Genomic DNA, 25,641 nt, shown 5'->3' with positions numbered 1-25,641 from the left:
AGAGTGGGTGGCCGAGCGGGGCGCGCTCATTTGCAGAAGGGCACCAGGCCCATGGCCGACTTGATGCCGGCGACGACGTGTTTCTGGAATTCGGCAGCGCCCGGGAAGGTGGAGGTGTCCTGCGCGAAGGCGCCGGCGTCGTGGCCCAGCGTGGTCACCCAGGAGCGGCCGCCGTCGTAGTACTGGCACCAGGACACCGGGTGCATCTTTCCGTGGCCCGGGTGCGTGCTGCGCTTGGTGGCCAGCGAGTTGGTGTCCACCACCATCAGGAACTTCACGTTGGTCGGGTACGGCATCAGCGTGTACCACTCGTCCTTGAACGCCCAGCTGGCCGGCAGCATGGAGGTGGAGCTGTCGTTCTTGTTGACCACGCGCACGGTGCCGTTCTGGTTGGCGCCGTGGTCGTAGAAGTTGGCGTTGCCCAAGAGGCCTTCGTAGTAGGGCCAGTTGTATTCGGTGCCGAAGGCGTTGTGGATGCCGACGAAGCCGCCGCCGCGGCGCATGTACTGGCGCAGCGCATGGCGCGCCGCATCGAGCTGCGTGCCGCCTGCGGCGCTCTTGGCGTGGTCCCACAGCGCGTCGCGGGTGGGGCTGGCGAAGATGATGGCCTTGTAGCCGTTCAGGCTGGTCATGCGGGCCACGTCTTCGGTCCAGTCGGCCTGGATGCCCTCGGCGGCCAGCAGGCGGATCAGGCCGTTCTGTACGGCGTTGGCGGCTGCCAGCGGCGGGTTCAGGCCGGGGGCCAGGGCCGGGCCCAGGTTGGCGTGCCGCGGGCCGGCGGTGCGCGAGTAGATCAGCACCTTGTTCGGCGTGTTGGCGAACGCGCCCCAGTCGTTGTAGCAATTGGGGTTGGTGCCGCGGCAGGCGTTGTACTGCGTGTCGAGGCTGCCCGGCGCGGGCGCCCCCTGCTGGGCAAAGGCCGCAGGCGCGAGGCCAGCGCCCGCCAGCGCCATGGCGCAGGCGAGCATGCGGCGGCCGCCCTGGCCATCGATTCTTCGATGCATGGAGTTAATCCTTCAGAGAAATGAGAAAACGAAGCTGTGCCGGTGCAATAGGCGAATCAACAGCTTCCGGCATGTGGCTCAGGCGCTGTGCATCTTGGCTGGACGAATATGTCTCCCCCTTTCGTTATTCGCCTGATTTCAAGAAATCAAAGCATATGGAATACTTTTCCAATCCTGTTGCAAAAAGCCGCAAGCGTCAAGAGGGGAAGCATGGAAAGATCTTCCACCCCAGATCGCTAGACTCGCATGCCACCAATTTTTTGTGTCTTGACAATGGGTTGGGACGAAGGGGGCTTGTAGATTCAACGACTTGGAGTGTTTATGCGTTTTTCCAGAATGAAAAAGCTGGTCGCCGCCGGATTGCTGGCTGCGGGTGCTGTCGCGGCACAGGCCGGTGTGGTGACCAGCACGCTGGCCGATTTCAGCACCGGCGACAGCGTGTGGGGCTCCTGGCCCCTGAGCCTGAATGTCGGCCAATTCAATTTCTCCTCCGCCGGCAATATCCTGTCGGCCACGCTGAGCGGCACCTTCGGCAATGGTTTTTCCAGCACGACGACCGAGGTGTACGTGTATGGCGATGGCGTCGAAGTGGGTTATTGCTCGCTGTGGGACGACTGTTCGACCAACAGCGAGGTGAGCCCACCCACCGCCTGGAGCTACACCTTCACGGGCGCGGAGCTGGCGCTGCTGCAGGACGGCATGCTGAACCTGTCGGTCAGCAAGGAGTACGACGGCTATGTGAACCTGGGCAGCCTGACGCTGACCCTGGTCAACGACGTGCCCGAACCGGCCAGCGCCGCCCTGCTGCTGGCCGGCCTGGCCGGCCTGGGCTGGTCGCGCCGCGCGCGCCGCCCGCAGCCCTGACGCACAAGGCCCGGCGATGCCGGGCCTTCTCTTCCGAACGGCCCCCGCGCCCGCAGGCACGGGGGCCGTTGACGTTCAGGCACGGCGGCGGCGCAGGCCGAGCAGCGCCACCAGGCCCGCGCCGAGCAGCGCCAAGCTGCCCGGCTCGGGCACCTCGCTGGCGCCCTGGGCGCTGGCTTCGGCGCTGGCCGTGCCGGTCAGGTCGTAGTAGCCGAGCTGGCCGGCGAGCAGCGCGACGTCGAAGACCCAGGTGCCGCTGGCCACGGCCAGGCCGCTCACGGCGTCGAACGAGAACAGCTCCTCGTTCAGCGACGTGGCCGAGCTGCCGTCGTAGGCGCCGGCCATCAGCGCCATCATGGCCTGGCCGTAGTCGGCCAGCGGGTCGGCCGCGTCGCCCTGCACCTCGATGCGCCAGCCGATGGTGAACGTGACGGTGCCGTCCTCGGTCAGGCTGAACACGCCGGACTGGTTGGCATAGGCCCGGCTGGTGTGCGAGGACAGGTCGATGGGCAGCAGGTTGGTGCGGGTGGCCTGGGCGTTGCCCTGCAGCGTCTGCGCGCCCGCGGCGGCCGATGCGCCGGCGTAGGGGCTGGAGGCCGACAGGGCCTGGCTGGCCCAGCTGCTCCAGTCGTTGGACGCGCTGTCGTAGCCCAGCGTGCCGCCGCCAGAAGCGGCCTCGGTGTCCAGGCGCTGGTACTGGTCGCCGGTGGACCAGTTCAGGGCGCCGCTGGAGACGCTGTAGCCGAAGCTGGTGGTGTCGAAGCGGGCGACGGCGGCCTGGCTGGCGGCAGCGCCGAGCGTGAGGGCCAGGGCCAGGCCGAGCGAGGTGATGCGGTGGTTCAAGTCATGTCTCCGGTGGGATCAGGAAAGTGCGCCCCACCGCCGTCCGGCGGCGGGGCATGGAGGCTGTCAGTACACGACGACCTTGCCGGTCGAGCGCGGGTCGGTGCAGTCGTTGTAGAAGTACTCGCCGCGTTCGCTGAACGTGTACTGGAACGACTGGCCCGGTGCCAGCGGGCCGGCATTGAACAGGCCTTCGAAGAACTGCGTGGCGCAATGCTGCTTGGCGTTGGTGGCCGGGTTGTGGAAGGTCACCGTGGTGCCCACCGGCACGCGCAGGTGCTGCGGGGCCATCGCGTTCGTGCCGCCGGCTTCGGCGCCGCCGACCTGGCCGCCGCTCCACTGGCGCGCCAGCGTGACGGTGTTGTTCACGACGCTGCCCTCCACCGCGGCCGCCGAGATCGGCCGGCGGATGACGGGCTTGGTTGGCTCGGCCGCCTGGGGCACGGTGCCGCCGATCTTGAACGCCCACAGGTGGTCGCCGCGCTGGGCCGAGTCACCGTAGGGGATGCCGGTGCCGCCGGCGTAGATCGCCATGTACTGCTCGCCGTTGACCTCGTAGGTGATGGGGCTGGCGCTGATCGCCGCGCCGGTCTGGAAGCGCCACAGCTCGCGGCCGTTCAGCGCGTCCATGCCCAGCAGGTTGCCGTCGGGCTGGCCGATGAACATCAGGTCCGACGCCGTGGTCAGGATGCCGTTGCCGTGCGCGAGCGAGTACGGCATGTCCTTCTTCCAGCGGATCTTGTTGGTGGCCGGGTCGATGGCCACGATGCCGCCCGTCATCTCGGTGCCCAGCGGACGCAGGCCGTTGCTGGCCTCCGTCAGCGAGTGGGCCGAGCTCACGTAGCCGAAGCCGGTGTAGACCAGCTTGGTGCTGTGGCTGAAGGAGACGTGGCTCCAGTCGCCGCCGCCGCCCTGGCCGGGGATGGACAGGACGGGCTCGTCCCAGTGCGCGGAATACAGGCAGCCGCGCTTGAAGTTGGGCACGGCGCGGGCCGGGCCGCTGTCGGTCACGCACAGCGGCATCCAGGCGTCGCCCCGGGGATAGGGCTGCGTGGGCCAGGTGTTCTGGCGTGCGTCCTGCGGCACGGGCTTCTCGTCGATGCCGACCAGCGGCGTGCCGTCGGTGCGGTCCAGGATGTACCACATGGCCGTCTTGCTGCCGTAGATCACGGCCTTGCGCGGCTGGCCCTTGACGGTCACGTCCGCCAGCACCGGCGCGTTGACGTTGTCCATGTCCCAGATGTCGTGGTGCACCGACTGGAAGTGCCACTTGTAGGCGCCGGTCTTGGCGTCGGTGGCGACGATGGAGTTGGCGAACAGGTTCTGGCCCGGGCGCTGCGAGCCGTCCTGCGAAGAGCCGCCGCGCGCGTTGCCGAAGGTCCAGTAGACGAGGTTGAGCTCGGGGTCCACGGCCGGGTGGATCCAGGGCGTGGCGCCGCTCTGCGGGCCGCCGCCCCAGGTGTCGTAGCCGAACTCGCCAGGGCCGGGGATGCCGAAGAAGTACCACTTGAGTTCGCCGGTGCCGGCGTCCACGGCCAGCGCGGCGCCGCGCGAGCCGTCGTTGGTGCCCAGGTAGAGCATGCCGTCGTGGTAGACCACGCCGACCTTGGCCACGTTGCCGTAGCCGTTGATCTGCTTCTCCCAGACCACCTGGCCGGTGTCCTTGTTCAGCGCCACCACGGTGTTGCCGGTGGCGATGGTGTAGACCAGGCCCTGGCCGATGGCCGGGCCGCGCCGCGTGATGGTGCCCTTGCCCGGGTAGACCCACTTGGTCTGGCCGGTCACACCGTCGACCGCGTGGAGCTTGCCCAGCGCCGACTCGATGTAGATCACGCCGTCCTTGACGATGGTCGTGCTCTGGTTGGTGCCGGTGGTGATGCCGCCTTCGATCTCGTTGAGCCAGATGGCGCCGAGCTGCTTGACGTTGGCCTTGTTGATCTGGCGCAGCGCCGAGTAGTTCTGGTTGCCCAGGTTGCCGCCGACCTTCTCGACGTCGCGCGTGGTGGCCGTGCAGCAGCCGGGGGACTGGTTCGCGGGCTGGGCCAGCGCCGGCGGCGCCGCCGCCAGGACGCCCAGCGTCATGATCAGGGAAGGTAGAAGCGCAAGGCGCATGCAGGTCTCCGGTGGTTGTGAAAATGGCGCTCGGCACGGCAAGCCTGGCGGCGTGCCGTGCCCGGGTTGGTCCTGAGGGCGGACGCACCCGAATTGTCAGAAACTGTTTCCATATGGAATATGTTTCCATGTTAAGTGCCGACCCCGGTTTGGCACCTGGGGTAAACCTGTACGCAGTTCGGGCGAGCGGGCCGCGAATGGCGGTGCGCATGCCAGGTGGAGCCGGCCGGCTTCGGGTGACAATCCCGGCCATGAGCAGCCCCCTGGAACGTTCCTTGTCCGTCCTCGAATACCTGGCCGCGCGCCCCGAAGGCAAGGCTTTGTCGGCCGTCGCGGCGGACCTGGAATTGCCGCTGTCGGCCTGCCACCGGGTGCTGACGGAACTCGTCCGTTGCGGGTATGTGCGCCAGATGCGTGACCACGGCGACTACGCGCTGACCACCAAGCTGGCCGCGCTGGGCCTGTCCTACCTGGGCGGCTCTGGCATCGTGGACATCGCCCAGCCCATCATCGACCGGCTGGCCGACGTCTCGGGCGAACTGGTGCGCCTGGCCATCGTCGACGGCGACCGGCTGACCTTCGTGGCCAAGGCCCAGGGCGCGCGCTTCGGCCTGCGCTACGACCCCGACATGGGCATCGACCTGCGCCTGTCGTGCAGCGCCGGCGGCCACGCCTGGCTCATGACGCTGAACGAGGAACGCGCGCTGGAACTCGTCGTGCGGCAGGGCTTCGGCGAGCCGGCCGCCTACGGCCCGCGCGCACCCACCACCTGGAAGGCGCTGGAGCAGGTGCTGCAGGAAGACCGCGCGCGCGGCTTCTCGCTGATCGAGGAGGTCTACGCGCCCGGCATGAACGCCATGGCGGCGCCGGTGCAGCGCCGCGGCGAGGACACCATCGGCGTGATCACCATCGCCGGCCCGGCGATCCGGCTGACCGCTGCGCGCATGCAGGAGCTGGGCGCCGCCCTCGTGAACGCCGCTGGCGAACTGGCCATGGCCAGCACGGCCTCGCCGATCTTCGTGCGGCAGGCCGCCGCGCGCCAGGCGGCCGGCTAGCCCACATCAGTTGTCCACGGCGCTGGCGCGCCACCCGCAGAGCATGGAACCGGCTCGCAAGCCGCTGGTCGAGAGGCCGCGGAGCAGGCCATGCCAGCGCACGCGCGTAACTGGCTCCGCCAGGCCGCTGAGTGCGCCCCTGGAGGGGGATGGGACTTCTACACGAAGTGAGAAGTCCAAACGGGGTGGTTTCATTTCAGGGCCGGCCGAGTTCGACGATGCCGTCGACGAACTCCTTGATCGACTGCTGGGCCTTGGCCTCGATGGCCGTGAACTCCACCGGGTAGCCGTACTGCCCGTCAGCCTGCGGCACCACGCGCAGCACCTTGGCGTAGATCTCGGTCAGCTCGCGGCCCATCATCGACAGCGACAGCGAAAAGCAGATGTCGTCGAAGGACTGCAATGCCACGGCGCTGCGCACGAACATGCCGCCGTAGCTGAGGTCGGTGATGCGGCCCTCGAGCGTGCGCGTGCCCACGGCCTTGCCCTTGAGCCGGCGGAACACGAGCGGCATGTCGACCTCCACGCGCGGGCTGTTGCGGATCTCGCGCTTGGGTGCCACCAGCCGGTGCGGGCGCTGCGTGGCCTGCAGCTCGTACATGCGCACGGTCTCGCGCTTGCCCTTGACGCTGACCTCGTTGACATCGCCGGTCTCGATGAAGCCCTGCGCCTGCCGCCAGGTGGCCTCGGACAGCAGGATCTGCCCGCGCAGGCTGTGCGCCTCGATGCGCGAGGCCAGGTTGACCTGGTCGCCGATCACCGTGTATTCGCTGTGCAGCCGCGAGCCCAGTTGCCCGGCCACCACCTCGCCGGTGTTGATGCCGATGCCCATGAACCAGGGCGCCATGCCCTGGGCCCGGTTGTCGGCATTGATCTCGTCCATGGCGACCTGCATCTCGATGGCGCAGGCGATGGCCGCCACGATGTCGTCCTCCAGCGCCTCGGGCGCGCCGAACAGCACCATGATCGCGTCGCCCATGAACTTGTCGATGGAGCCGCCCCAGCGCAGGATGATCTCCGTCATGCGCGCGAGGTAGCGGTTCAGCGCCTCGACCATGGCCAGCGCCGAATGCTGCTCGGCCAGCGCCGTGAAGCCGCGCAGGTCGGACAGCAGGATGGTCACGCGGCGCAGGTCGGCCGCGGTGTCGGCATGCTCCACGCTGTCGATCACGTCGGCGATGCGCGCGCGTGCGTCGGGTTGCTGCAGTGCACCGGATTCGGCCAGGACCAGCAGGCGCTCGGCCAGCTGCTGGCGGTGGATCTGTTTCATGCTCGAGGGGTGTGGCGGTGTCGCCAAGGTGGCGACGGGCAAGTGTAGGGCCGCTAAGCTGATCGGCTTTTCCCTACGGAGCGAGACATCCCATGCAGACCCAAGACCTGTTCTCCCTGGCCGGCCGCACGGCCCTCGTGACCGGCGGCTCGCGCGGCATCGGCCGCATGATCGCCGAGGGCTTCCTGGCCCAGGGCGCGCGTGTCTACATCTCCGCGCGCAAGGGCGAGGCCTGCACCCAGGCCGCGCACGAGATGGCCGCCCTGGGCCACTGCATCGCGCTGCCGGCCGACGTGTCCAGCGTGGCCGGCGCCCGGGCCCTGGCCGATGCCTTCGTCGCGCAGGAACCGCGGCTGGACATCCTCGTCAACAACGCCGGCGCGGCCTGGGGCGAGTCCTTCGACGAATTCCCGGAATCGGGCTGGGACAAGGTGGTCAACCTGAACCTCAAGGCCCCGTTCTTCCTGACCCAGGCCCTGGCCGCGCCGCTGCGGCTGGCAGCCCAGAGCCGGCCGGCCAAGGTCATCAACATCGCCTCCATCGACGGCCAGGGCGTGAACCCGCTGGAGACCTATTCCTACGCCGCCAGCAAGGCCGGCCTGATCCACCTGACCAAACGCATGGCGTTGCGGCTGATCGAGGACAACATCGTGGTCAGCGCGATCGCGCCCGGCGCCTTCGCCTCGGAGATGAACCGCGCCGCGCGCGACCAGGAAGAGGAAACGGCCCGGCGCATCCCGGCCAAGCGCATCGGCCAGCCCGAGGACATGGCCGCCGCCGCCATCTACCTGGCCTCGCGTGCGGGTGACTATGTGGTCGGCACCACACTGACGGTCGACGGCGGCGTTCTGCTCGTGCGCTGAGCAGGATTCGGGGTCGGCTGGCGCAGAATATGCGCATGAGTGATCTGCTGCTGAATACCCCCGACCCGCGCGAGCCCCTGCAGGCTTCGTTCAGCGACGCCGCCAACCCGCTGGGCCTGGACGGCATCGAGTTCATCGAGTACGCGACCTCCAAGCCCCAGGCCCTGGGCCAGGTGCTGGAAATGATGGGTTTCCGCCCCATCGCACGGCACCGTTCGCGCGAGATCCTGCTGTACCGCCAGGGCGGACTCAACATCGTCGTCAACGCGCATGCGGCCGACGCGCCCGGCGCCAGCCAGGAGGTGCCGACGATCTCGGCCATCGCACTGCGCGCGCGCGATGCGCGGGCCGCCTACAACTACGTGCTGGAGCGCGGCGCCTGGGCCGTGCCCACGCATGCCGAGGTCATGGAGTTGAACATCCCGGCCATCCATGGCGCGGGCGGCAGCCGCATCTACTTCGTCGACCGCTACAAGGAGTTCTCGATCTACGGCGTGGACTTCGTGCCGATCCCCTCGGTCGAGCAGCAGCCGGCGGCCACGGCGGGCATCCACTTCTTCGGCGTGGTGCAGTACATCGGCCCGGGCCGCAGCAACGACTGGATCGAGTTCTACCGCGAGCTGTTCGGCACCGAGCTGATCCCCGACGACCTGCGCTTCGGCATCATGCCCAAGGGCACCCTGCTGCGCACGCCAGCGCTGGACGCCACGCAGCGCTTCATGCTGCAGCTGGTCGAGCCCGAGCCGCATGTGCTGGACACCGGCGAGAAGCTGCAGCGCATCGGCTTGGGCGTGCCCGACGTGCTGGCCGCCGTGCAGGCGCTGCGCGCGCTGGGCGTGGAGTTCGTCGAGACGGCCGCCGCCCACACCGAGCGGCGCGGTGCCATCACCAAGACCTACCTGGGCTCGGTGGTGTTCGAACTCGTGCACAGCGCGCAGGAGTGAGCACCATGCGGCTGCACACCGAGGGCAACTTCGAAGGCTTCGGCATGGACACGATCACGCTGGCCGGGCCGCTGGAGGCCAAGCTCAAGGCCATGCGCGAGGCCGGCTTCACGCAGGTCATGCTCAAGGCCAACGACCTGGTCGGCCACCCGGGCGGGCTCGACGCCGCCGTGCAGGCAGTGAAGGACAGCGGCTTGCGCGGCACGGGCTTCCAGGTGCTGCGCGATTTCGAGGGCCTGTCCGGCCACCTGCACCACTACAAGGTGGACATCGCCAAGAGCATGCTGGAGATGTGCGCCGCGCTGGGCTGCACGGTGCTGCTGGCCTGCTCGTCGACCTCGCGCCACGCCACGCAGGACCTGGACCTGATCGCGCGCGACCTGCGCAAGCTGGCCATGCTGGCCGTGCCGCTGGGCATCAAGATCGCGTACGAGGGCCTGTCCTGGGGCCACACCGTCAACGAGTTCACGACCGCCTGGGACGTGGTCTGCCGCGCCGACTGCCCCAACCTGGGCGTGGGCATCGACTCCTTCCATGTGCTGGCGGCCAAGACCCCGCTCTCGGAGATCGACTACCTGGACCCGAGCAAGATCTTCCTCGTGCAGCTGGCCGACTTCCTGTGGCAGGACACGCCGACCTTCGAGGAACGCATGGCCACCGCGCGCACCATGCGCGTGTTCCCGGGCGAAGGCGTGCACAGCGAGCAGGTCGTCGAGCTGGTGCTGCGGCTGGACAAGCTGGGCTACCGCGGCGACTACAGCTTCGAGGTGTTCAACGACGACTTCCTGAACCTGCCGCTGCCCACCGTGGCCCAGCGCGCGCGCAAGTCGGCGCTGTGGCTGGCCGAGGATGTGCTCAAGCGCTCGGTGCCGCTGCCGGGGCAGATGCGGTTGAAGGCGATGGCGGGGTGAGCGTGGCGCGGGATTCCGCCGGTTCTGCCGAGTCGTATTGTTCGAAGACACCTGCAGCCCCCGAGGAGGCCATGCCGGCACCGCATTCCCTGTCGAAGCTTGACCTGGCGGCCAGCGCCGCATCGCTTGCGGACGCATGGCGATCACACGTCGTGGGCCGCGCGGGCGGCGCGAACGTCAAGGTTCTGCGGATGGATGCATCCGCCTACCCGGACGAATGCCATGACTTCGACGAAGCGCTGCTGGTGCTGGAGGGTCAGATGCATCTGGACATCCAGGGTGCCGTGCTGACCGTGCGAGCCGGCGAGGTCTTCATCGTTCCAGCGGGGGTACCCCATGCCGTTGCCGCTGGCAGCTCCGGCGTTCTGGTCATCATCGACCGGTGAGCCAGGCCGTGGCCCCACACCCCTCCCCACCTCCGCCATGAAGCCGAAGCACAAGCTTCCCCCCTGGCTGCGCCCGAAGCGCCCACCCGCCGAGCTGGTCGTCGGCGTGGCGTAGTACACGCAGGAAGAGTGGGCGCGGGTCAAGGCCTCGGCCGTGGACCCCGAGCGGTTCGAGGACTCGCTCCAGGAGTGGACCCTGGTCGCCGACGCCGCGCTCAAGAATCTTCTGGCCGCAGGCATCGTGGGCAAGCCGTTCATGGTCCGGGCCGACGAACTGCTCGCCTGGTGCCTCGCACGCAGCAAGTCGAACAATGCCACAGCGCGGGCCGAGTTCGTCAGCGCCAGCCTGGACCGCCGCGGCGGCGCGACCGGCCCCTGACCGTCCTCGAACGCGCGCCGCGGGCCATCCCTCCATGCTTCGCGTCATCGAGTTCGTCGCCGGTTGTGGCCCGCGCCTGGCGGTGCGCAGGGCCGGTCGGCCGCGCCTCAGCCAGCCCGGGCACGGGCGTGCGTGACGGCCGTGCGCAGGCCCAGCAGGTAGCTGTCCACACCGAAGCCGGCAATCTGGCCCTGGGCGATCTCGGCCAGCACCGAGTGGTGGCGGAAGGCTTCGCGCGCGTGCACGTTGGACATGTGCACCTCGACGATGGGGCACTTCAGGATGGCCAGCGCATCGCGGATGCCGTAGCTGTAGTGCGTCCAGGCGCCGGCGTTGATGACGATGGCGGCCACGCCCTCGGTGTGGGCAGCGTGGATGCGCTCGACCATCGCACCTTCGAAGTTGCTCTGGAAGCATTCGACTTCCACACCGAGTTCCTGGCCCAGCGCGACCAGCTGCGCGTCGATGTCCGCCAGCGTGGCCGTGCCGTAGGTCTTGGGGTCGCGCTTGCCGAACATGTTGAGGTTGATGCCGTGCAACGTGAGGATCTTCATGCCGGCTCCTTACTTGCGCACCTTGGCCAGCTCGGCCTGCAGCTCGGCCACCACGTCCTGGCCCACGGTCACGGCGTGCTTGGCCGTCACGGGGCGCATCTTGTCGCGCAGCTTGGCCAGTTCGGCGGGCGGCAGTTCGGTCACCTGCATGCCGTTCTTCTTCATGTTCTCCAGCGCGATGGCGACCTGCTCACGCGCCTGCTGGCGCTGGAACTTGGTGGCTTCGACTGCCGCATCGGCGACGATCTTCTGCTGCGCCGGCTGCAGGCTGTCCCAGAACTTCTTGCTGATCAGCACCGACTGCGGGTTGTACTGGTGGTGGCTCAGCACCACGTGCTTCTGCACCTCGTAGAACTTGTTGGCATTGATCACCGTGACCGGGTTCTCCTGGCCGTCGATGGCCTTTTGCTCCAGCGCGGCATAGACCTCGGGGAAGGGCAGCGGCGTGGGGTTGGCGTCCAGCGCCTTGACCCAGTCGACGTTGATCGGGTTGGGGATCACGCGCAGCTTGAGGCCCGCCAGGTCTTCCACCTTGGTGATGGGCCGCTTGCTGTTGGTGATGTCGCGGAAGCCCAGCTCGAAGTACGACAGGCCGATCAGGCCCTTGTCCTTGAGCTTGTCGTGCAGCTTCTTGCCGAAGGGGCCGTCGACGATGGCCTCGGCCTCGGCATTGCTGCCGAACATGAAGGGGAAATCGTAGACCGCGAACTCCTTGACCTGGCTGGCCAGGATGCCCGAGTTCATGGTCGCCATCTCCAGCGTGCCGCCCTGGATGGCCGAGACGTTGGCCTGGTCGCTGCCCAGCGTGCCGCCCGGGAACAGGTTGACCTTGAGCTTGCCGCCGGACTTGGCCGCCACGATCTCGGCGAACTTCTCCATGCCCATCACCAGCGGATGGCCCTTGGGGTTCTGCGTGGCGAACTTGATGGTGCGGGTGTCCTGGGCCTGGGCGGCACCGAACGCGGCGATGGCGGCAGTGGCCACCAGGGTCTTGAGCAGGAGTCGTTTCATGGGTGTCTCCAGTGGGAAAGAGGTCGGTAAGGCTCAGCCAGCCAGCCAGCGTGCCGGCACCGTGACGATGGCAGGGAACAGCACCATCAGGAACATCAGCAGGAACTGCGCGATCATGAACGGCCACACGCCCTTGGTCACCTGGTCCATGCTGATCTTGCCAACGCCCGCCACGGTGTTGAGCACAGTGCCCACCGGCGGCGTGATCAGGCCGATGGCGTTGTTCATGATGAACAGCACGCCGAAGTACACCGGGTCGATGCCGGCCGCCTTGACGATGGGCATCAGCACCGGCGTGAGGATCAGCACCGTGGGCGTCATGTCCATCGCCGTGCCGACGACGATCACCAGGACCATGATGGCGGCCATCAGCAGGCGCGGGCTGTCCAGCAGGGGCTGCAACAGGCTCACGATCTGGTCGGGCAACTGCGCCACCGTGATCAGCCAGGCGCTGACCATGGCAGCGGCCACCAGGAACATGATCACGGCCGTGGTCTTGGCGGCGGCCAGGAACAGGCCGAACAGCTGGTTGAACTTCAACTCGCGGTAGACGAAGACCGAGACCACGAGGGCGTAGACGGCGGCCACCACCGCTGCTTCGGTCGGCGTGAACACGCCGAACTTCAGGCCCACGATCACGATGACGGGCAAGCCCAGCGCAAAGGTGGCGTCCTTGAGCGCCGCCAGGATCTCGGCACGGCTGCGGCGTGGCTGCGACGGCACGTTCTCGCGCCGGCCCAGCCACCACCAGGTGAGGCACAGTGCCGCGCCCAGCAGCACGCCGGGCACGATGCCGGCCAGGAACAGCTTGGAGATGGACACGTTGGCGGCCACGCCGAAGATCACGAAGCCGATGGACGGCGGGATCACCGGCGCGATGATGCTGGCCGCCGACAGCAGGCCGGCCGAGCGCGCCTTGTCGTGCCCGGCGGCCACCATCATCGGCAGCAGCAGGGCCGACAGCGCCGCCGCGTCGGCCACGGCCGAGCCCGACAGCGCCGCCATCATCACGGCCGCGCCGATGGCCACGTAGCCCAGCCCGCCGCGCACGTGGCCGACCAGCGCCATCGCGAACTGCACGATGCGGCGCGACAGGCCGCCCGCGTTCATGATCTCCCCGGCCAGCATGAAGAAGGGCACGGCCAGCAGCGGGAAGCTGTTGGAGCCCTCGATCAGGTTCTGGGCCAGGATCTGCGCGTCGAACATGTCCATCTGCACCATCAGCGCGGCGCCGCTGGCCAGCAGCGCGAACGAGATCGGCATGCCGATGGCCATGGCCAGCAGCAGGGAGCCCAGGAAGATCGCGATGGTCATGCCTGCTCCGGATGTTGGTCTTCGTTCTCGCGCACGCCGATCAGCTCGGCGTCGGACATGCGGCCCGCCAGCAGGCGCACCAGGTTCAGCAGCAACACCGGCGCCGCGAGGATCGCGAACACCATGCCGCTGGCGTAGAAGTAGCCCATGGAGGCTTCCATGACCGCGCTGGTCGAATCCCAGTTAATCTTCACCTGCTGCCAGGCGCCGTCGAAGATCAGCCAGCAGATCCAGCACATCAGCACCAGGCTCAGGAACAGGCAGACCTTCTGGCCGGCGCGCGGCAGCCGCACGATCAGCGAATCCGTGCCCAGATGGCCGCGTTCGTTGAGCGCCACGACCGCGCCCAGGAAGGTCATCCAGACGAACAGCCAGCGCGACAGCTCCTCGGACAGCGTGAGCCCCGAGTTGAAGACGTAACGCATGACCACGTTGCCGAACACCATGACGACCATCAGCGCCAGGCTGGCCACCATGAGCCAGCCCAGCAGGCGGCAGTAGCCGTGGATGAATTTCTGGATCACGCTGGTGTCTCCTTGTGAACCCAGTAATGTACGAACTGGTTAGTTTTTCTTTTCTAGGGGCTTACCCGGGCCTGCACGAAGCGCAGCACGGTCTGCACGATGGACTCGCGGCGCGCAGCGACGACGGCGGGATCGGTGTAGTCGCGCTTGAAGATCAGGCCGAAGGTGTGGCGGTTGGCGACGTTGAAGAAGCACAGGGCCGAGATGGTGGCGTGCAGGTCGATCGCGTCCACGCCGGCGCGGAACACCCCGGCGGCCAGGCCGCGCGCGTACAGCCCCTCGATGGCCGAGATCGCCGGCACGTTGAGCTGCTCGATGCTCTGGCTCTGCGCCATGTAGTGGCCGCGTTGCATGTTCTCGGCCATCACCACGCGGATGTAGGGCTCGCTGGCCAGGTGGTGGTCGAAGGTGAATTCCACCAGCCGGCGCAGCGCGGCCTCGGGCGCCAGGTCGCCCAGGTGCAGGGCGGCCTCGGTCTCGCGCATGGCGCGGTAGCTGGCCTCCAGCACGGCCAGGTACAGGCCTTCCTTGCTACCGAAGTAGTAGTAGATCATGCGCTTGGAGGTCTGCGTGGCGGCGGCGATCTCGTCGATGCGCGCGCCATCCAGGCCCTTCTCCGCGAACTCCGTGAGCGCCACGTCCAGGATGTTGGCCATGGTGCGCGCGGGATCGTTGGTCCGGCTTGTCTCCTTTTCCTTGGCCGCGGGCTTGGCAGCGGCCACGCGGCGCCGGGAATGTACCGTCTGGTTCATTCCGGCAGTATAGGAAGCCGGCCCCTCAATCGTCGAGCAGGCGCACGCGCACGCTCTTGCCCTTGATGCGGCCGCGGTCGAGCCGGTTCGCGGCATCCTGCGCGATGCCGCGCGCCACCGCCACGTAGGTGGAGAACTCGTTCACGTCGATCTTGCCGATCTGCTCGCGCGTGAAGCCGGCCTCGCCGGTCAGCGCGCCCAGCACGTCGCCGGCGCGGATCTTCTCCTTGCGACCGCCCTGGATCTGCAGCGTGGCCATGGGCGGCGGCGGCGGCATGCCCTCGTCGCGCAGCGAAGCCAGCGGCTCGAAGCGCGTGGGCCGGCCCTGCAGCTGCTCGATGCGGCCCACGCGGCCCATCTCGTCCATGCTGGCCAGGTTCAGGGCCAGGCCCTTCTCGCCGGCGCGGCCGGTGCGGCCGATGCGGTGCACGTGCACCTCGGGGTCGGGCGTCACCTCCACGTTGACGACGGCGCCCAGGCGCGCGATGTCCAGCCCGCGCGCGGCCACGTCGGTGGCCACCAGCACGTTGGCGCTGCGGTTGGCGAAGCGCACCAGCACCTGGTCGCGCTCGACCTGCTCCAGCTCGCCGTACAGCGCCAGCGCCGCGAAGCCGTGGCCGCGCAGCACGGCCAGGAGGTCGCGGCACTGCTGCTTGGTGTTGCAGAAGGCCAGTGCGTTGTCGGGCCGGTGGTGGCGCAGCAGGCGCACCACGGCGTCCAGCCGCGCGCCCTCCTCCACCTCGTACCAGTGCTGGACGATGTGGCTCACGTCCTGCTTCTTCTCGACCGTGATCTGCTTCGGATCGCGCAGGAACTGGCGCGCCAGCTGGGCGATGCCGTCGGGGTAGGTGGCGGAAAACAGCAGCGTCTGGCGGTCGGCCGGGCAGCGCCGCGCCACGGCGGCGATGTCGTCCATGAAGCCCATGTCCAGCATGCGGTCGGCCTCGTCCAGCACCAGCGTGCGCAGGCCGTCGAGCACCAGGTTGCCGCGCTCCAGGTGGTCGAGCACGCGGCCCGGCGTGCCCACCACGATGTGCGCACCGTGCTCCAGGCTGGCGGTCTGGTTGCGCAGCGGCACGCCACCGCACAGCACCACGGTCTTGATGTTGTCCTGCGCGCGGGCCAGGCGCCGCAGCTCCTGCGCCACCTGGTCGGCCAGCTCGCGCGTGGGGCACAGCACCAGCGCCTGCACGCCGAAGAAGCGCGGGTTCAGCCCTGCCAGCAGCGCCAGGCCGAAGGCGGCGGTCTTGCCGCTGCCGGTCTCGGCCTGGGCAATCAGGTCGCGCCCGGCCAGCGCCAACGGCAGGCTGGCGGCCTGGATCGGCGTCATCTGCGTGAAGCCGAGACTGGCCAGGTTCTCCAGCGTGGCCGGGGCCAGCGGGAGCCGTGCGAACGCGAGGTCCGCGGTATTGGATTCAGACATCAGCCGATTGTCGGCGGTGGTCAAGCCAAGAAATGCGCAGATTGCAGCGCAAAATCGCGAACTGGCACCGATTCCCCTTGTTGCACCGGCGTTCGACTGGCCTGACCGCCCACCAGAATGCCCCCCAAAAGGACACCGTATGGATCTGCAGTACCAGTTGAAAGCCGGCAGCTACTACCTGTACGACCTGGCCACGCCGCCGAGCCTGGCCACGGGGGAGCACAAGCTCAAGCTCAAGACCGATACGGTCGCCATCGCCTTCGACGCCAGCACCGGCCACCTGCACGAACATGGCAATCCGGCGCGCATCCATTCCTGGGCCAATGGTGCGCGGCGTCGGCTGCGGGCCGCGGGTGCGCAGGACAGCGCCAACGACATCGTGGTCGTCTCCGGCCCCCTGCCCGTGGACGAGATCAACAAGTGCCTGTCGGTCGCAGGCTACTGCCGGCGCATGTTCTCGCGCCTGGCCAGCCTGCCGCACGGCAAGTTCAACGCGGCACGCGCGCGCGCCTGACACGGCCCTCCCCGCGGGGCGCTGCAGCAGCCCCCGTAAAATCCGGCCCATCATGCGTTCCCGGGCCCTCGCCTTCTTCCTTGCCCTGGTCATGGCATGGATGGGTTTCTCCGCCCAGGAGCAAGCCGCCGAGGTCTGCTCCGACGCCCTCACCGAGCAGTTCCTCGCCGCCCCCGCCCCCGCCGGCGCCGCAGGCGGCTCGCTCGACGACCACCACCTCGACAACCTGCCGTTCCAGCTGCTGGCCGACCTGCTCGGCCTGCTGGGGCCGGGTGAGGCCGTCGCCGTGGCCGGCCTGGCCATGCGGCCCGACGCGCCGGTCCCCAGCGGCTGGCTCGCGCCGCACCTGGCTCGCCTGCAGCGTCCGCCCATCGCGACCATCGCACGCGGCTAGCGCCGCCGCGCGCCCTCTTTCCCGTCTACCGGCCAGCCTGGCCCAGCCCGTCGCCGTCGCGGCGGTGCCAACCTCTTGTCTTACCCTTTGGGTGCTCTGTGGAAATACTTGTTTTACTGGCCTTGGTCTTGCTCAACGGCCTGTTCGCGATGTCGGAGATCGCGCTGGTCACGGCGCGCCGCGCGCGCCTGCAAAAGCTCGTCGATGAAGGCGACCCGGCGGCTACCGCCGCCATCAAGCTCGGCGAGGATCCGACGCGCTTCCTGTCCACCATCCAGATCGGCATCACCTCCATCGGCGTGCTGAACGGCATCGTCGGCGAGGCCGCGCTGGCCGCGCCGCTGGCCGACCGGCTGACCGAAATGGGCGTGCCGGCCTCTTCCAGCGGCTACGCCGCCACCGCCCTGGTGGTGGTGCTGATCACCTACGTCTCCATCGTCGCCGGCGAACTGGTGCCCAAGCGGCTGGGACAGACGCATCCGGAAACCCTGGCCCGCCTGGTGGCGCGGCCCATCAACTGGCTGGCCACGGCCACCAAGCCCTTCGTCAAGCTGCTGACCATCTCCACGCACTTCCTGCTGCGCGTGCTGGGCGTGAAGGACGGCAACCCCAACCCCATCACGGCCGAGGAAATCCACGCCATGCTGGCCGAGGGCACGACCGCCGGCGTGATCGAGTCGCACGAGCACGACATGGTGCGCAACGTGTTCCGCCTGGACGACCGCCAGATCGTCTCGCTGATGGTGCCGCGCAGCGACGTGGTCACGCTGGACGCCGACCTGCCCTTCGAGGAGAACCTGCAGCGCATCGAGGAGAGCGACCACGCGCGCTTCCCGGTGGTGCGCGGCGGGCTGGACAACGTGCTGGGCATCCTGAACGCGCGGCAGTGGCTGTCGCGCGCGCTGCGCGAAGACCAGCGCGACCTGTCGACCCAGACCCTGACGCAGCCGCTGTACGTGCCCGAGACGCTGACCGGCATGGAGCTGCTGGACAACTTCCGCTCCAGCGACATGCAGATGGCCTTCGTCATCGACGAGTACGGCGAGGTGCAGGGCATCGTCACGCTGCAGGACCTGATCGAGGCCATCACCGGCGAATTCCAGCCGCGCGACCCGCAGACCTCCTGGGCCGTGCAACGCGAGGACGGCAGCTGGCTGCTGGACGGCCACATCCCGGTGCCCGAACTCAAGGACCGCCTGGGCCTGTCCAGCGTGCCCGAGGAAGAGCGCGGCCGCTACCACACGCTGGCGGGCATGCTGATGCTGCTGTCGGGCCGGTTGCCGAACGTGGCCGACACCGCCGAGTGGGAAGGCTGGAAGCTGGAGATCGTCGACATGGACGGGCGCACCATCGACAAGGTGCTGGCCCAGCGCCTGCCCGATCCTGTGGAGCCGGACGGCAACGAGGAGACCCACGCTTGAGGCCAGTCCTGGCGGTGCTGGCCACCGCAGGCTTGCTGGCCGGCTGCGACGCCTACCCGACCGAGGATGCCGCGCTGCTCGACGAATCGGCGATGAGCGTGCCGCAACTGCTGCAGACGCTGGACCAGGTCGGCGCGCGCTCCCATCTGCGCGCCCGCTACCGCCATGCCCTGCAGCCGGGCTGCGTGCTGGAGGTGCAGGCCGACAACGACGACGCGCTGCGCGTGCCACTGGACGGCGCCGAGATCACCACCCGGCTGACCGACGAGGACGCGCCCGACCACGAGGTGCTGGTCTATGCCCGCGGCCAGACCCGCGGCGACGATGCGCCCGCCGTCGTCCAGCAGGGCGGCCGCTGGGTCGACTGGGTGCAGACACGCTCGCTGCTGCAGCAGCTGCAACGGCGCTGCGCCGAAGCCGACGAGCTCAGAAGTCCATCAGGCTCAGACCCACGCTGAACACGGTCTTGCGCACGTTGTAGTCGATCAGGCTGTCGCCGTAGCCGTGGAAGACCTGGGTGTGCAGGCGCAGGCCGCTGCGCAACCAGCCGCCCTCGCCCTGCGGGCCCAGCGCGTGCGACCACTCGAAGCGCGCCGAGCCCTTGCCATTGGACTTGAGCGGGTGGCGCACCGTGAGCGAGAGGTTGTCCCGGCTGGACAGCGTCCAGCCGCCCGTGATCTCGGCGCGGCCGATGTAGTCGGTGATGTCCGGGTTGTCGTCGCTCTCGGCCTTCTCGTGGAAGCGGTGCCAGACGCGGCCCGTCAAGCGGAAGCGCTCGTCCTTGCTCTCCATGCCGGCCATCAGGTACACGCGGTTCCAGCTGCGCGACAGCGGCAGGCTCTGGCCGTTGGACTGGTGCACCAGGCCCAGGCCCGTGTAGCGCAGGCGCCAGCTGCCGAACTCGAAGTAGCTGGGATAGGTGTAGATCAGCTCGGGTTCGTGGTCGGTGGCGCGGAAGGGGCGCGACAGCTGCGGCGTGAACACCTGCCAGAACGACTGCTGCGAGTAGGCGAACCACAGCGAGTCCACCGCATGGCCTTCGCGCGGCGTGAGCAGGCCCTGCGCCACCTTGGTCCGCACTGACAGCTGGATGCGCGCCTCGGTGCGGCGGAATTCGTTGGTCTCATCGGACTGGTTCTCGGGGTTGGGCGTGCCGGGCGTGCGGTTCACGCTGCTGGACTGCGCCAGCGACAGCGTGATGGGCCGGTAGCCGCGCAGGCTGAACTCGCCACAGTCGGTGCCGGACTCCAGCTCCCAGATGCGCGACAGCGTGGAAAAACGCGTGTCGTGGCAGCGCGGCACCACCGGTGCCTCGGGCGCGGCCGTCGGCACGGCGGTACTGGCCACGGCCGTGGTGGCCGTGGCGCCTGTGCTCTCGGGCTTGTTGATGGTGGGGCCGTCCTTGGGCACGTTGGCAGCCGCCCTGGCGTTGACGGCGGCGGCCTCGGCCTGCTGCTGGCGCGCCCAGTCGTCGAAGCAGCGCAGCCGCGCGGCGTCGTCGCCGGCCTGAGCCGCGCAGGTCTGCCAGCTCGGCACCGGTCCGGTCTGCGCCTGCGCCCCCGGCATCCCTCCCAGGCTCAACAACAGGGCAGCGAACGGCGTGGGCCGCAACAGAGTGGGAAGGCCGGGCATCGGGAATCCTTTGGAGCGGAAAGAAGAAAGAGGGGTCATTGCCAGCCGGACTGGCGGCGCAGCACGAAATCGCGTTTGGCGTCGGTGTCGGCATCGGTCCAGGTGCCGCGGATCTCCTTGCCGCAGGAGCCTTCCACGACGCGGCCGATCCAGTTGGCCGAGATGCGTTTGCCGTCGCGCGACTCTTCGAGCGTGAGGTCGCCGTCGTTCACGTCGCCGGCCAGCAAGGCCGCGATGCCGTCGCGCTCGACGCGGCCACGCACGCTGTCGCCCAGCTCGGGATGGCGCTCCAGCTGCAGCGTCGCAGCGGGTGCGTCGCTGTTTTGCCATTGCGCGCGCCAGGCGCCGTAGAGGTTCAGGGCGCGCATCTCGTACGGCGCAGGGCAGGCCGGCGCGGCATCCGCACCCTGGGCCTGGGCCAGGCCGGCCAGCAGCAACGTGAAGCCCGCCAGGCAGCCGCTCAGCGCGGCCCTCATGCGCTCTTCTCCGGCGCCGCGCCAGCCGCCTTCCTGGCCGCGAACTCCGCGCGCAGCTGGCGCAGCTTCTCGCGCGGGTCTTCCTTCACCGTGGTCTTGTCCAGCCCCATCTCGGCGATGAAGCGGCTCGGCTTGGCCGGCACCAGGTCGCGGCCCTTCTTGCGCTTGCGCGTCCAGCTCACGGCCAGCGTGCGCTGGGCGCGCGTGATGCCCACGTACATGAGGCGGCGCTCCTCCTGCAGGCGCTGCGCGGTCTCGTCGCTGACGACCTGCTGGCGGCCGTCGTCGTCGTCGAGCTTGAAGGGCAGCATGCCCTCGTTGACGCCCACCATCACCACGTGCGGCCACTCCAGGCCCTTGGAGGCGTGCAGCGTGGACAGCGTGACCAGGTCCTGGTCCTGCTGGCGCTCGCTCATGGTGGACAAGAGCGAGATGGTCTGCGCGACCTCCATGAGCGACTTGATCTCGGACTGCGTGGAGACGCCGGCCGTGTCGTCGATCTGCCCGCCGCAGCGGCCCGACATCCAGTCCACGAAGTCCATCACGTTGGACCAGCGCGTCGCGGCAGCGGACTCGCTCTCCTCGTTGTCGTAGAGGTGCTGCTCATAGCCGATCTCTTTCAGCCACTCCAGCATGAAGGCGCGGGCCGCCTCGGCGCCCATGGTCTGCCGCGCGCGGTACTCCAGGTCGTTCACGTAGCGGCCGAACTCGGTCAGGCTCTCGTGGCCGCGGCGCGGCAGCAGGCTGGCCAGCGAGGACGAGAACAGCGACTCGAACAGCGAGAGCTTGTACTGCGTGGCGTACACGCCCAGTTGCCCCAGCGTCTGGTGGCCGATGCCGCGCTTGGGCACGGTCACGGCGCGCAGGAAGGCCGGGTCGTCGTTGTTGTTGATCCACAGCCGGAACCAGGAGCACAGGTCCTTGATCTCGGCGCGGTCGAAGAAGCTCTGGCCGCCCGAGACCTTGTACGGGATCTGCGCCTTGCGCAGCGCCTTCTCGAAGGGCTTGGCCTGGTGGTTGGCGCGGTACAGCACGGCGAAGTGCCGGAAGTCCTTGTGCACCGAGTTGGCGCGCAGAGACTGGATGCGCGCGACCACGCGCTCGGCCTCGTGCTCCTCGCTGTCGGCATCGATGATGCGCACGGGCTCGCCCTCGCCGAGCTCGGAGAACAGGGTCTTGGGGAACAGCTTGGGGTTGGGGCCGATCACGTTGTTGGCCGCGCGCAGGATGGCGCTCGTGGAGCGGTAGTTCTGCTCCAGCTTGATGACCTTGAGGTTCGGGTAGTCGACCGGCAGGCGCTTCAGGTTGTCCAGCGTGGCGCCGCGCCAGCCGTAGATGGACTGGTCGTCGTCGCCCACGGCCGTGAAGCGCGCGCGCTCGCCGACCAGCAGCTTCAAGACCTCGTACTGCGTGGCATTGGTGTCCTGGTATTCGTCGACCAGCACATGGCCCAGCACGCGCTGCCACTTCTCGCGCACCTCCTCGAAGTCGCGCAGCAGGCGCAGCGGCAGGCCGATCAGGTCGTCGAAGTCCACGCTCTGGTAGGCCGTGAGGCGCTCCTCGTAGCGCGCCATGATGCGCGCGATGATGCGCTCGTTGTCGTCCACGGCCACCTCCTCGGCCTGGGCCGACGACAGGCCCATGTTCTTCCACTTGCTGATGGTCCACTGCCACTGGCGCGCGGTGGCGGCGTCGGTGGTGCCGCCGGCATCCTTGAGGATGGAGGTCACGTCGTCGCTGTCCAGGATGCTGAACTGCGCCTTCAGGCCCACGCGGTGGCCGTCCTCGCGCACCAGGCGCACGCCCAGCGCGTGGAAGGTGCAGATCACCACGTCCTTGGCCGGCTTGCCGATCAGGCCCTTGGCGCGCTCGCGCATCTCGGCCGCGGCCTTGTTCGTGAAGGTGATGGCGGCCACGCTCTTGGCCGCCACGCCGGCCTGGATCAGCCGGGCGATCTTGGCCGTGATCACACGCGTCTTGCCCGAGCCGGCGCCCGCCAGCACGAGGCAGGGGCCGTGCATGTAATTGACAGCTTCCTGCTGGGCGACGTTGAGACCGGACGACATGGGGATGGAGTAGAAGACCGCGCGGACAGGCGCCCGGGCCGCGGGATCATACAAAGCCCACCGGCTGGCACCGCAGGACCGCGGCGCGACCGGCGGTAGCGCCTTGGCGACGGACCACTGTCGGCGGCGTCCGACGCGGGATGGACACAAGCTAGTTTCATCAAGTACCCGCGCCGCCTTTGCATTCACCCCAGGAGTTGCCATGACATTGCTTTCACGCGTTGGAATCGCCAAACGTTTGTATATCGCTACTTGTGTGTTGATCGCAGCGCTCGGCGGCGTGGCCTGGTATACGCATGCGGCGCTGTCCATCGCAGCGCGGCTGTCAGACGCCACCGAACAGCTGCGCGTGCCGCAGTTGCAGCGCATGGCCGCGCTGGAGCTCAACGTCACCCGCGTGTCGCTGCAACTGCGCCACGCCATGCTGTCGCGCTCGCCCGAGGAACTGGCGACGGCGCTCGCCGATGTGGGCACGAAGCGCAAGCTGCTCGACCAAACGCTGGCCGACTACGAAAAAGCGATTGCGGGCGACGCCGAACGCCAGCAGTTCGCCAAGCTGCTGCCCATGGTCCAGCGCTTCTGGCAGATCGGCGAGGCCAACATCGCGCTGATCCAGGCCGGGAACATGGCACAGGCATTTGCCCACCTGGTCGATGCAACGATCCCCGCACGCAACATGCTGCTGGGGGCCATCGCCGAGACGGTCAAGTCCCAGGAGCAGATGCTGCGCAGCGATCTGGCCACGATCCGCCAGCAGGCCACGCAGACCCGGCATGCCGTCGTCACCCTGGTCGCCGCGACCATGCTGAGCCTGGCGCTGTTCGCCTGGTACGTCGGCGCGGTGCTGCGCCGACGCGTCGCCATGTCGCAGCAGATGGCCGAGCAGGTGCGCGACGGCAACCTGGCCGTCGCCGCTGCGGACCAGGCCCGCGACGAGTTCTCGCCGCTGCTGGCGGCGCTGCGTGACATGCAGGGCGCGCTGGGCAGCGTGGTGGCCGGTGTGCGCAGCACCGCCGAGGGCGTGGCGTCGGCCAGCGCCGAGATCGCCCATGGCAACGCCGACCTGAGCCAGCGCACCGAGGAGCAGGCCGGCGTGCTGCAGCAGACCGCGTCCTCCGTCGCCCAGCTCAGCTCCACCGTACTGCAGAACGCCGAGAGCGCACGCCAGGCCAACGACCTGGCCCAGGGGGCCAGCAACATCGCGCTGCGCGGCGGCAATGTCGTGGCCGAGGTGGTGCGCACCATGCAGGGCATCAACGACAGCTCGCGCAAGGTCGTGGACATCATCAGCGTGATCGATTCCATCGCGTTCCAGACCAACATCCTGGCTTTGAACGCGGCCGTGGAGGCCGCCCGCGCCGGCGAGCAGGGCCGCGGTTTCGCGGTGGTGGCCAGCGAGGTGCGCGGCCTGGCCAGCCGCTCGGCCGACGCGGCGCGCGAGATCAAGCAGCTGATCTCGGCCAGCGTGCAGCGCGTGGAACAGGGCTCGGCCCTGGTCGACCAGGCCGGCAGCACCATGCAGGAGGTGGTGGTGGCGATTCGGCGCGTGACCGACATCATGGGCGAGATCAGCAGCGCCAGCGCCCAGCAGAGCACCGGTGTGGCCCAGGTCGGCGATGCCGTGGGCCGCATGGACGCGGCGACACAGCAGAACGCCGCGCTGGTCGAGCAGAGCGCCGCGGCCGCCGCCAGCCTGAGCCAGCAGGCGCACAAGCTGGTCCAGGCCATGGCCGTGTTCCGGCTGTCCGAGGTTGCGCCGCGCCTGCCAGCACCCGGTTGAGCCGGATGGTTCCGCCGGGTGTCGCCGGTGGGACTGGCGCCCCCGCAAACCCCGATGGCGGGCTGCAGAAGGCCATGAAGAATGCCGCGGAACCATTCTTCCAACCCTTCAGGAGACCCACCCGCATGCCCCGTTCCGCGTTCAGCCGCCGCCAACTGCTCACCCTGTGTGCCGGCACCGCCGGTGCCATCGCCCTGCCCGCCGCCCGTGCCCAGGCCTATCCGGCCAAGCCGATCCGCGTGGTCGTGCCCTACCAGGCCGGCGGTGCCACCGACGTGATCGGCCGCGTGTTCGGCGAGAAGCTCGCGCAGCGGCTGGGCCAGCCCGTGCTGATCGACAACAAGGCCGGCGCCGGCGGCATCCTGGGCACGGACACCGTGGCCAAGGCCGCGCCCGACGGCTACACGCTGCTGGTCTCGCTGAGCACCTCCATGCTGACGAACCAGTTCCTTTACACCAAGCTGCCCTACGACCCGCGCAAGGAGCTGGCCCTGGTCTCGCAGCTTGCCGCCGCGCCGATCACGCTGGCCGTGCACCCCAGCCTGCCTGTGAAGACCGGCCCCGAGCTGCTGGCCTACATCGCCGCCAACCAGGGCAAGGTGTCCTACGGCTCCTACGGCGTGGGTTCGCACGCCCACCTCGCCGGCGCGCACATGAGCCGCGTGCAGAAGGCCGAGATGGTGCACGTGGCCTACAAGGGCGAGGCGCCGATGCTGCAGGACCTGATCGGCGGCCAGGTGCAACTGGCCTACGCCAGCGCACTGGGCGTGAAGCCGCATGCCGAGACCGGCCGGCTGCGCATCGTCGGCGTCACCGGCACGCGCCGCATGAGCGTGCTGCCCGATGTGCCCACACTGCTGGAGCAGGGCATGCGCGACGACGTGTACAGCGTCGTCGGCTTCATCGGCATGGCCGCACCGGCGGGCACGCCGCGCGAACTCGTCGAGCGCGTCGCGCGCGAGGTGCAGGCCATCGGCCAGCTGGAGGAAATCCGCACGCGCATCACGGCCATGGGCTTCGAGACCGCCGCCAACGGCGTGCGCGACTTCGAGGCCGTCTACAGGAAGGATCTGCCGATCTGGGAGAAGCTCGTCGCCGACTCCGGCGCACGGCTGGATTGAAGGCCGGCACGGGGCTGTGACAATCGCG

General features: G+C 68.7%; 26 protein-coding genes. 13 read left to right on the top strand and 13 right to left on the bottom strand.

The features are described from left to right. Nucleotides 1–26: 26 nt before the first annotated feature. Complete coding sequence (locus tag ACSQ4M_RS08400) at nt 27–1,004, bottom strand: ThuA domain-containing protein (RefSeq protein WP_436189130.1); 978 nt, start codon at nt 1,002–1,004, stop codon at nt 27–29. Between the two features lie 321 nt (nt 1,005–1,325). Between ACSQ4M_RS08400 and ACSQ4M_RS08395 the strand changes: the two genes are divergently transcribed. Beyond that, nucleotides 1,326–1,868, top strand: a complete 543-nt coding sequence (locus ACSQ4M_RS08395) for a PEP-CTERM sorting domain-containing protein (RefSeq protein ID WP_436189129.1) — start codon at nt 1,326–1,328, stop codon at nt 1,866–1,868. Between the two features lie 75 nt (nt 1,869–1,943). Here the strand turns inward: ACSQ4M_RS08395 and ACSQ4M_RS08390 are convergent, their stop codons facing one another. Continuing rightward, on the bottom strand, nt 1,944–2,711 hold the full coding sequence (locus ACSQ4M_RS08390) for a PEP-CTERM sorting domain-containing protein (protein WP_436189128.1): 768 nt from the start codon (nt 2,709–2,711) through the stop codon (nt 1,944–1,946). Nucleotides 2,712–2,777: 66 nt separating this feature from the next. Beyond that, on the bottom strand, nt 2,778–4,823 hold the full coding sequence (locus ACSQ4M_RS08385; protein ID WP_436189127.1) for an outer membrane protein assembly factor BamB family protein: 2,046 nt from the start codon (nt 4,821–4,823) through the stop codon (nt 2,778–2,780). Nucleotides 4,824–5,074: 251 nt separating this feature from the next. Between ACSQ4M_RS08385 and ACSQ4M_RS08380 the strand changes: the two genes are divergently transcribed. After that, the gene (locus ACSQ4M_RS08380; protein ID WP_436189126.1) at nt 5,075–5,878 is read left to right on the top strand and encodes an IclR family transcriptional regulator; all 804 of its coding nucleotides are present in this window, start codon (nt 5,075–5,077) and stop codon (nt 5,876–5,878) included. A gap of 196 nt (nt 5,879–6,074) precedes the next feature. Here the strand turns inward: ACSQ4M_RS08380 and ACSQ4M_RS08375 are convergent, their stop codons facing one another. Further along, the gene (locus tag ACSQ4M_RS08375; protein WP_436189125.1) at nt 6,075–7,148 is read right to left on the bottom strand and encodes an adenylate/guanylate cyclase domain-containing protein; all 1,074 of its coding nucleotides are present in this window, start codon (nt 7,146–7,148) and stop codon (nt 6,075–6,077) included. A 92-nt stretch (nt 7,149–7,240) separates the two neighbouring features. On the opposite strand from ACSQ4M_RS08375, the gene ACSQ4M_RS08370 reads away from it, so the two are divergent. The 5 genes from ACSQ4M_RS08370 (at nt 7,241) to ACSQ4M_RS08350 (ending at nt 10,631) form a co-directional block, all read left to right on the top strand. Continuing rightward, nucleotides 7,241–8,011: an SDR family oxidoreductase gene (locus ACSQ4M_RS08370; protein WP_436189124.1), complete on the top strand. Its 771-nt coding sequence runs from the start codon at nt 7,241–7,243 to the stop codon at nt 8,009–8,011. Between the two features lie 35 nt (nt 8,012–8,046). Next, nucleotides 8,047–8,955: a VOC family protein gene (locus ACSQ4M_RS08365; RefSeq protein WP_436189123.1), complete on the top strand. Its 909-nt coding sequence runs from the start codon at nt 8,047–8,049 to the stop codon at nt 8,953–8,955. Nucleotides 8,956–8,960: 5 nt separating this feature from the next. Beyond that, nucleotides 8,961–9,866 (top strand): sugar phosphate isomerase/epimerase family protein, encoded by a 906-nt coding sequence (locus tag ACSQ4M_RS08360; protein ID WP_436189122.1) that lies wholly within the window; start codon nt 8,961–8,963, stop codon nt 9,864–9,866. Nucleotides 9,867–9,937: 71 nt separating this feature from the next. Further along, entirely contained in the window at nt 9,938–10,252 is a 315-nt protein-coding gene (locus ACSQ4M_RS08355; RefSeq protein ID WP_436189121.1) for a cupin domain-containing protein, read from the top strand. Between the two features lie 154 nt (nt 10,253–10,406). Beyond that, the gene (locus ACSQ4M_RS08350) at nt 10,407–10,631 is read left to right on the top strand and encodes a hypothetical protein (protein WP_436189120.1); all 225 of its coding nucleotides are present in this window, start codon (nt 10,407–10,409) and stop codon (nt 10,629–10,631) included. A gap of 107 nt (nt 10,632–10,738) precedes the next feature. Here ACSQ4M_RS08350 and aroQ read toward each other — a convergent pair whose 3' ends face one another. Genes aroQ through dbpA form a run of 6 tightly spaced genes read right to left on the bottom strand, consistent with a single transcriptional unit; the run spans nt 10,739 to nt 16,209 of the window. Continuing rightward, nucleotides 10,739–11,185, bottom strand: a complete 447-nt coding sequence (gene aroQ / locus ACSQ4M_RS08345) for a type II 3-dehydroquinate dehydratase (RefSeq protein WP_436189119.1) — start codon at nt 11,183–11,185, stop codon at nt 10,739–10,741. 9 nt (nt 11,186–11,194) lie between these two features. Continuing rightward, nucleotides 11,195–12,196, bottom strand: coding sequence for a TRAP transporter substrate-binding protein (locus tag ACSQ4M_RS08340; RefSeq protein WP_436189118.1), 1,002 nt, complete (start codon nt 12,194–12,196; stop codon nt 11,195–11,197). A gap of 33 nt (nt 12,197–12,229) precedes the next feature. Continuing rightward, nucleotides 12,230–13,510 carry a TRAP transporter large permease subunit gene (locus ACSQ4M_RS08335; protein WP_436189117.1) on the bottom strand — a complete coding sequence of 427 codons (1,281 nt, stop codon included), beginning with the start codon at nt 13,508–13,510 and terminating at the stop codon, nt 12,230–12,232. Further along, nucleotides 13,507–14,034: a TRAP transporter small permease gene (locus ACSQ4M_RS08330; RefSeq protein WP_436189116.1), complete on the bottom strand. Its 528-nt coding sequence runs from the start codon at nt 14,032–14,034 to the stop codon at nt 13,507–13,509. The genes ACSQ4M_RS08335 and ACSQ4M_RS08330 overlap by 4 nt, the downstream gene beginning before the upstream one ends. 53 nt (nt 14,035–14,087) lie before the next feature. After that, a complete protein-coding gene (locus tag ACSQ4M_RS08325) occupies nt 14,088–14,786 on the bottom strand; it encodes a TetR/AcrR family transcriptional regulator (RefSeq protein ID WP_436189115.1) in 699 nt (232 codons plus the stop codon). Nucleotides 14,787–14,811: 25 nt separating this feature from the next. Continuing rightward, complete coding sequence (gene dbpA / locus ACSQ4M_RS08320; RefSeq protein ID WP_436189114.1) at nt 14,812–16,209, bottom strand: ATP-dependent RNA helicase DbpA; 1,398 nt, start codon at nt 16,207–16,209, stop codon at nt 14,812–14,814. Between the two features lie 139 nt (nt 16,210–16,348). Here dbpA and ACSQ4M_RS08315 point away from each other — a divergent pair, with 139 nt between their 5' ends. The 4 genes from ACSQ4M_RS08315 to ACSQ4M_RS08300 all read left to right on the top strand — a co-directional run bounded on the left by ACSQ4M_RS08315 (nt 16,349) and on the right by ACSQ4M_RS08300 (nt 18,996). After that, complete coding sequence (locus tag ACSQ4M_RS08315) at nt 16,349–16,723, top strand: hypothetical protein (protein ID WP_436189113.1); 375 nt, start codon at nt 16,349–16,351, stop codon at nt 16,721–16,723. A gap of 52 nt (nt 16,724–16,775) precedes the next feature. Next, on the top strand, nt 16,776–17,117 hold the full coding sequence (locus ACSQ4M_RS08310; protein WP_436189112.1) for a hypothetical protein: 342 nt from the start codon (nt 16,776–16,778) through the stop codon (nt 17,115–17,117). A 98-nt stretch (nt 17,118–17,215) separates the two neighbouring features. After that, nucleotides 17,216–18,538 carry a hemolysin family protein gene (locus ACSQ4M_RS08305; RefSeq protein ID WP_436189111.1) on the top strand — a complete coding sequence of 441 codons (1,323 nt, stop codon included), beginning with the start codon at nt 17,216–17,218 and terminating at the stop codon, nt 18,536–18,538. Continuing rightward, a complete protein-coding gene (locus tag ACSQ4M_RS08300; protein WP_436189110.1) occupies nt 18,535–18,996 on the top strand; it encodes a hypothetical protein in 462 nt (153 codons plus the stop codon). Before ACSQ4M_RS08305 ends, ACSQ4M_RS08300 begins: the two co-directional genes overlap by 4 nt. Here ACSQ4M_RS08300 and ACSQ4M_RS08295 read toward each other — a convergent pair. Genes ACSQ4M_RS08295 through ACSQ4M_RS08285 form a run of 3 tightly spaced genes read right to left on the bottom strand, consistent with a single transcriptional unit; the run spans nt 18,965 to nt 22,712 of the window. Next, complete coding sequence (locus ACSQ4M_RS08295; RefSeq protein ID WP_436189109.1) at nt 18,965–20,170, bottom strand: phospholipase A; 1,206 nt, start codon at nt 20,168–20,170, stop codon at nt 18,965–18,967. The genes ACSQ4M_RS08300 and ACSQ4M_RS08295 overlap by 32 nt on opposite strands. Before the next feature lie 35 nt (nt 20,171–20,205). Beyond that, a complete protein-coding gene (locus ACSQ4M_RS08290) occupies nt 20,206–20,646 on the bottom strand; it encodes a hypothetical protein (protein WP_436189108.1) in 441 nt (146 codons plus the stop codon). After that, entirely contained in the window at nt 20,643–22,712 is a 2,070-nt protein-coding gene (locus tag ACSQ4M_RS08285) for an ATP-dependent helicase (RefSeq protein WP_436189107.1), read from the bottom strand. The genes ACSQ4M_RS08290 and ACSQ4M_RS08285 overlap by 4 nt, the downstream gene beginning before the upstream one ends. A gap of 256 nt (nt 22,713–22,968) precedes the next feature. Here ACSQ4M_RS08285 and ACSQ4M_RS08280 point away from each other — a divergent pair, with 256 nt between their 5' ends. Together ACSQ4M_RS08280 and ACSQ4M_RS08275 are read left to right on the top strand one after the other, a co-directional pair. Next, nucleotides 22,969–24,492 (top strand): methyl-accepting chemotaxis protein, encoded by a 1,524-nt coding sequence (locus ACSQ4M_RS08280; RefSeq protein WP_436189106.1) that lies wholly within the window; start codon nt 22,969–22,971, stop codon nt 24,490–24,492. A gap of 125 nt (nt 24,493–24,617) precedes the next feature. Next, on the top strand, nt 24,618–25,613 hold the full coding sequence (locus tag ACSQ4M_RS08275) for a Bug family tripartite tricarboxylate transporter substrate binding protein (protein ID WP_436189105.1): 996 nt from the start codon (nt 24,618–24,620) through the stop codon (nt 25,611–25,613). Nucleotides 25,614–25,641: the final 28 nt, after the last annotated feature.

The organism is Pseudorhodoferax sp. LjRoot39 (assembly GCF_964253035.1).
Lineage (GTDB): Bacteria > Pseudomonadota > Gammaproteobacteria > Burkholderiales > Burkholderiaceae_C > Pseudorhodoferax.
Note: the sequence above shows the minus strand (reverse complement) of the source record. Positions and strands in the feature narration are given on the sequence as shown.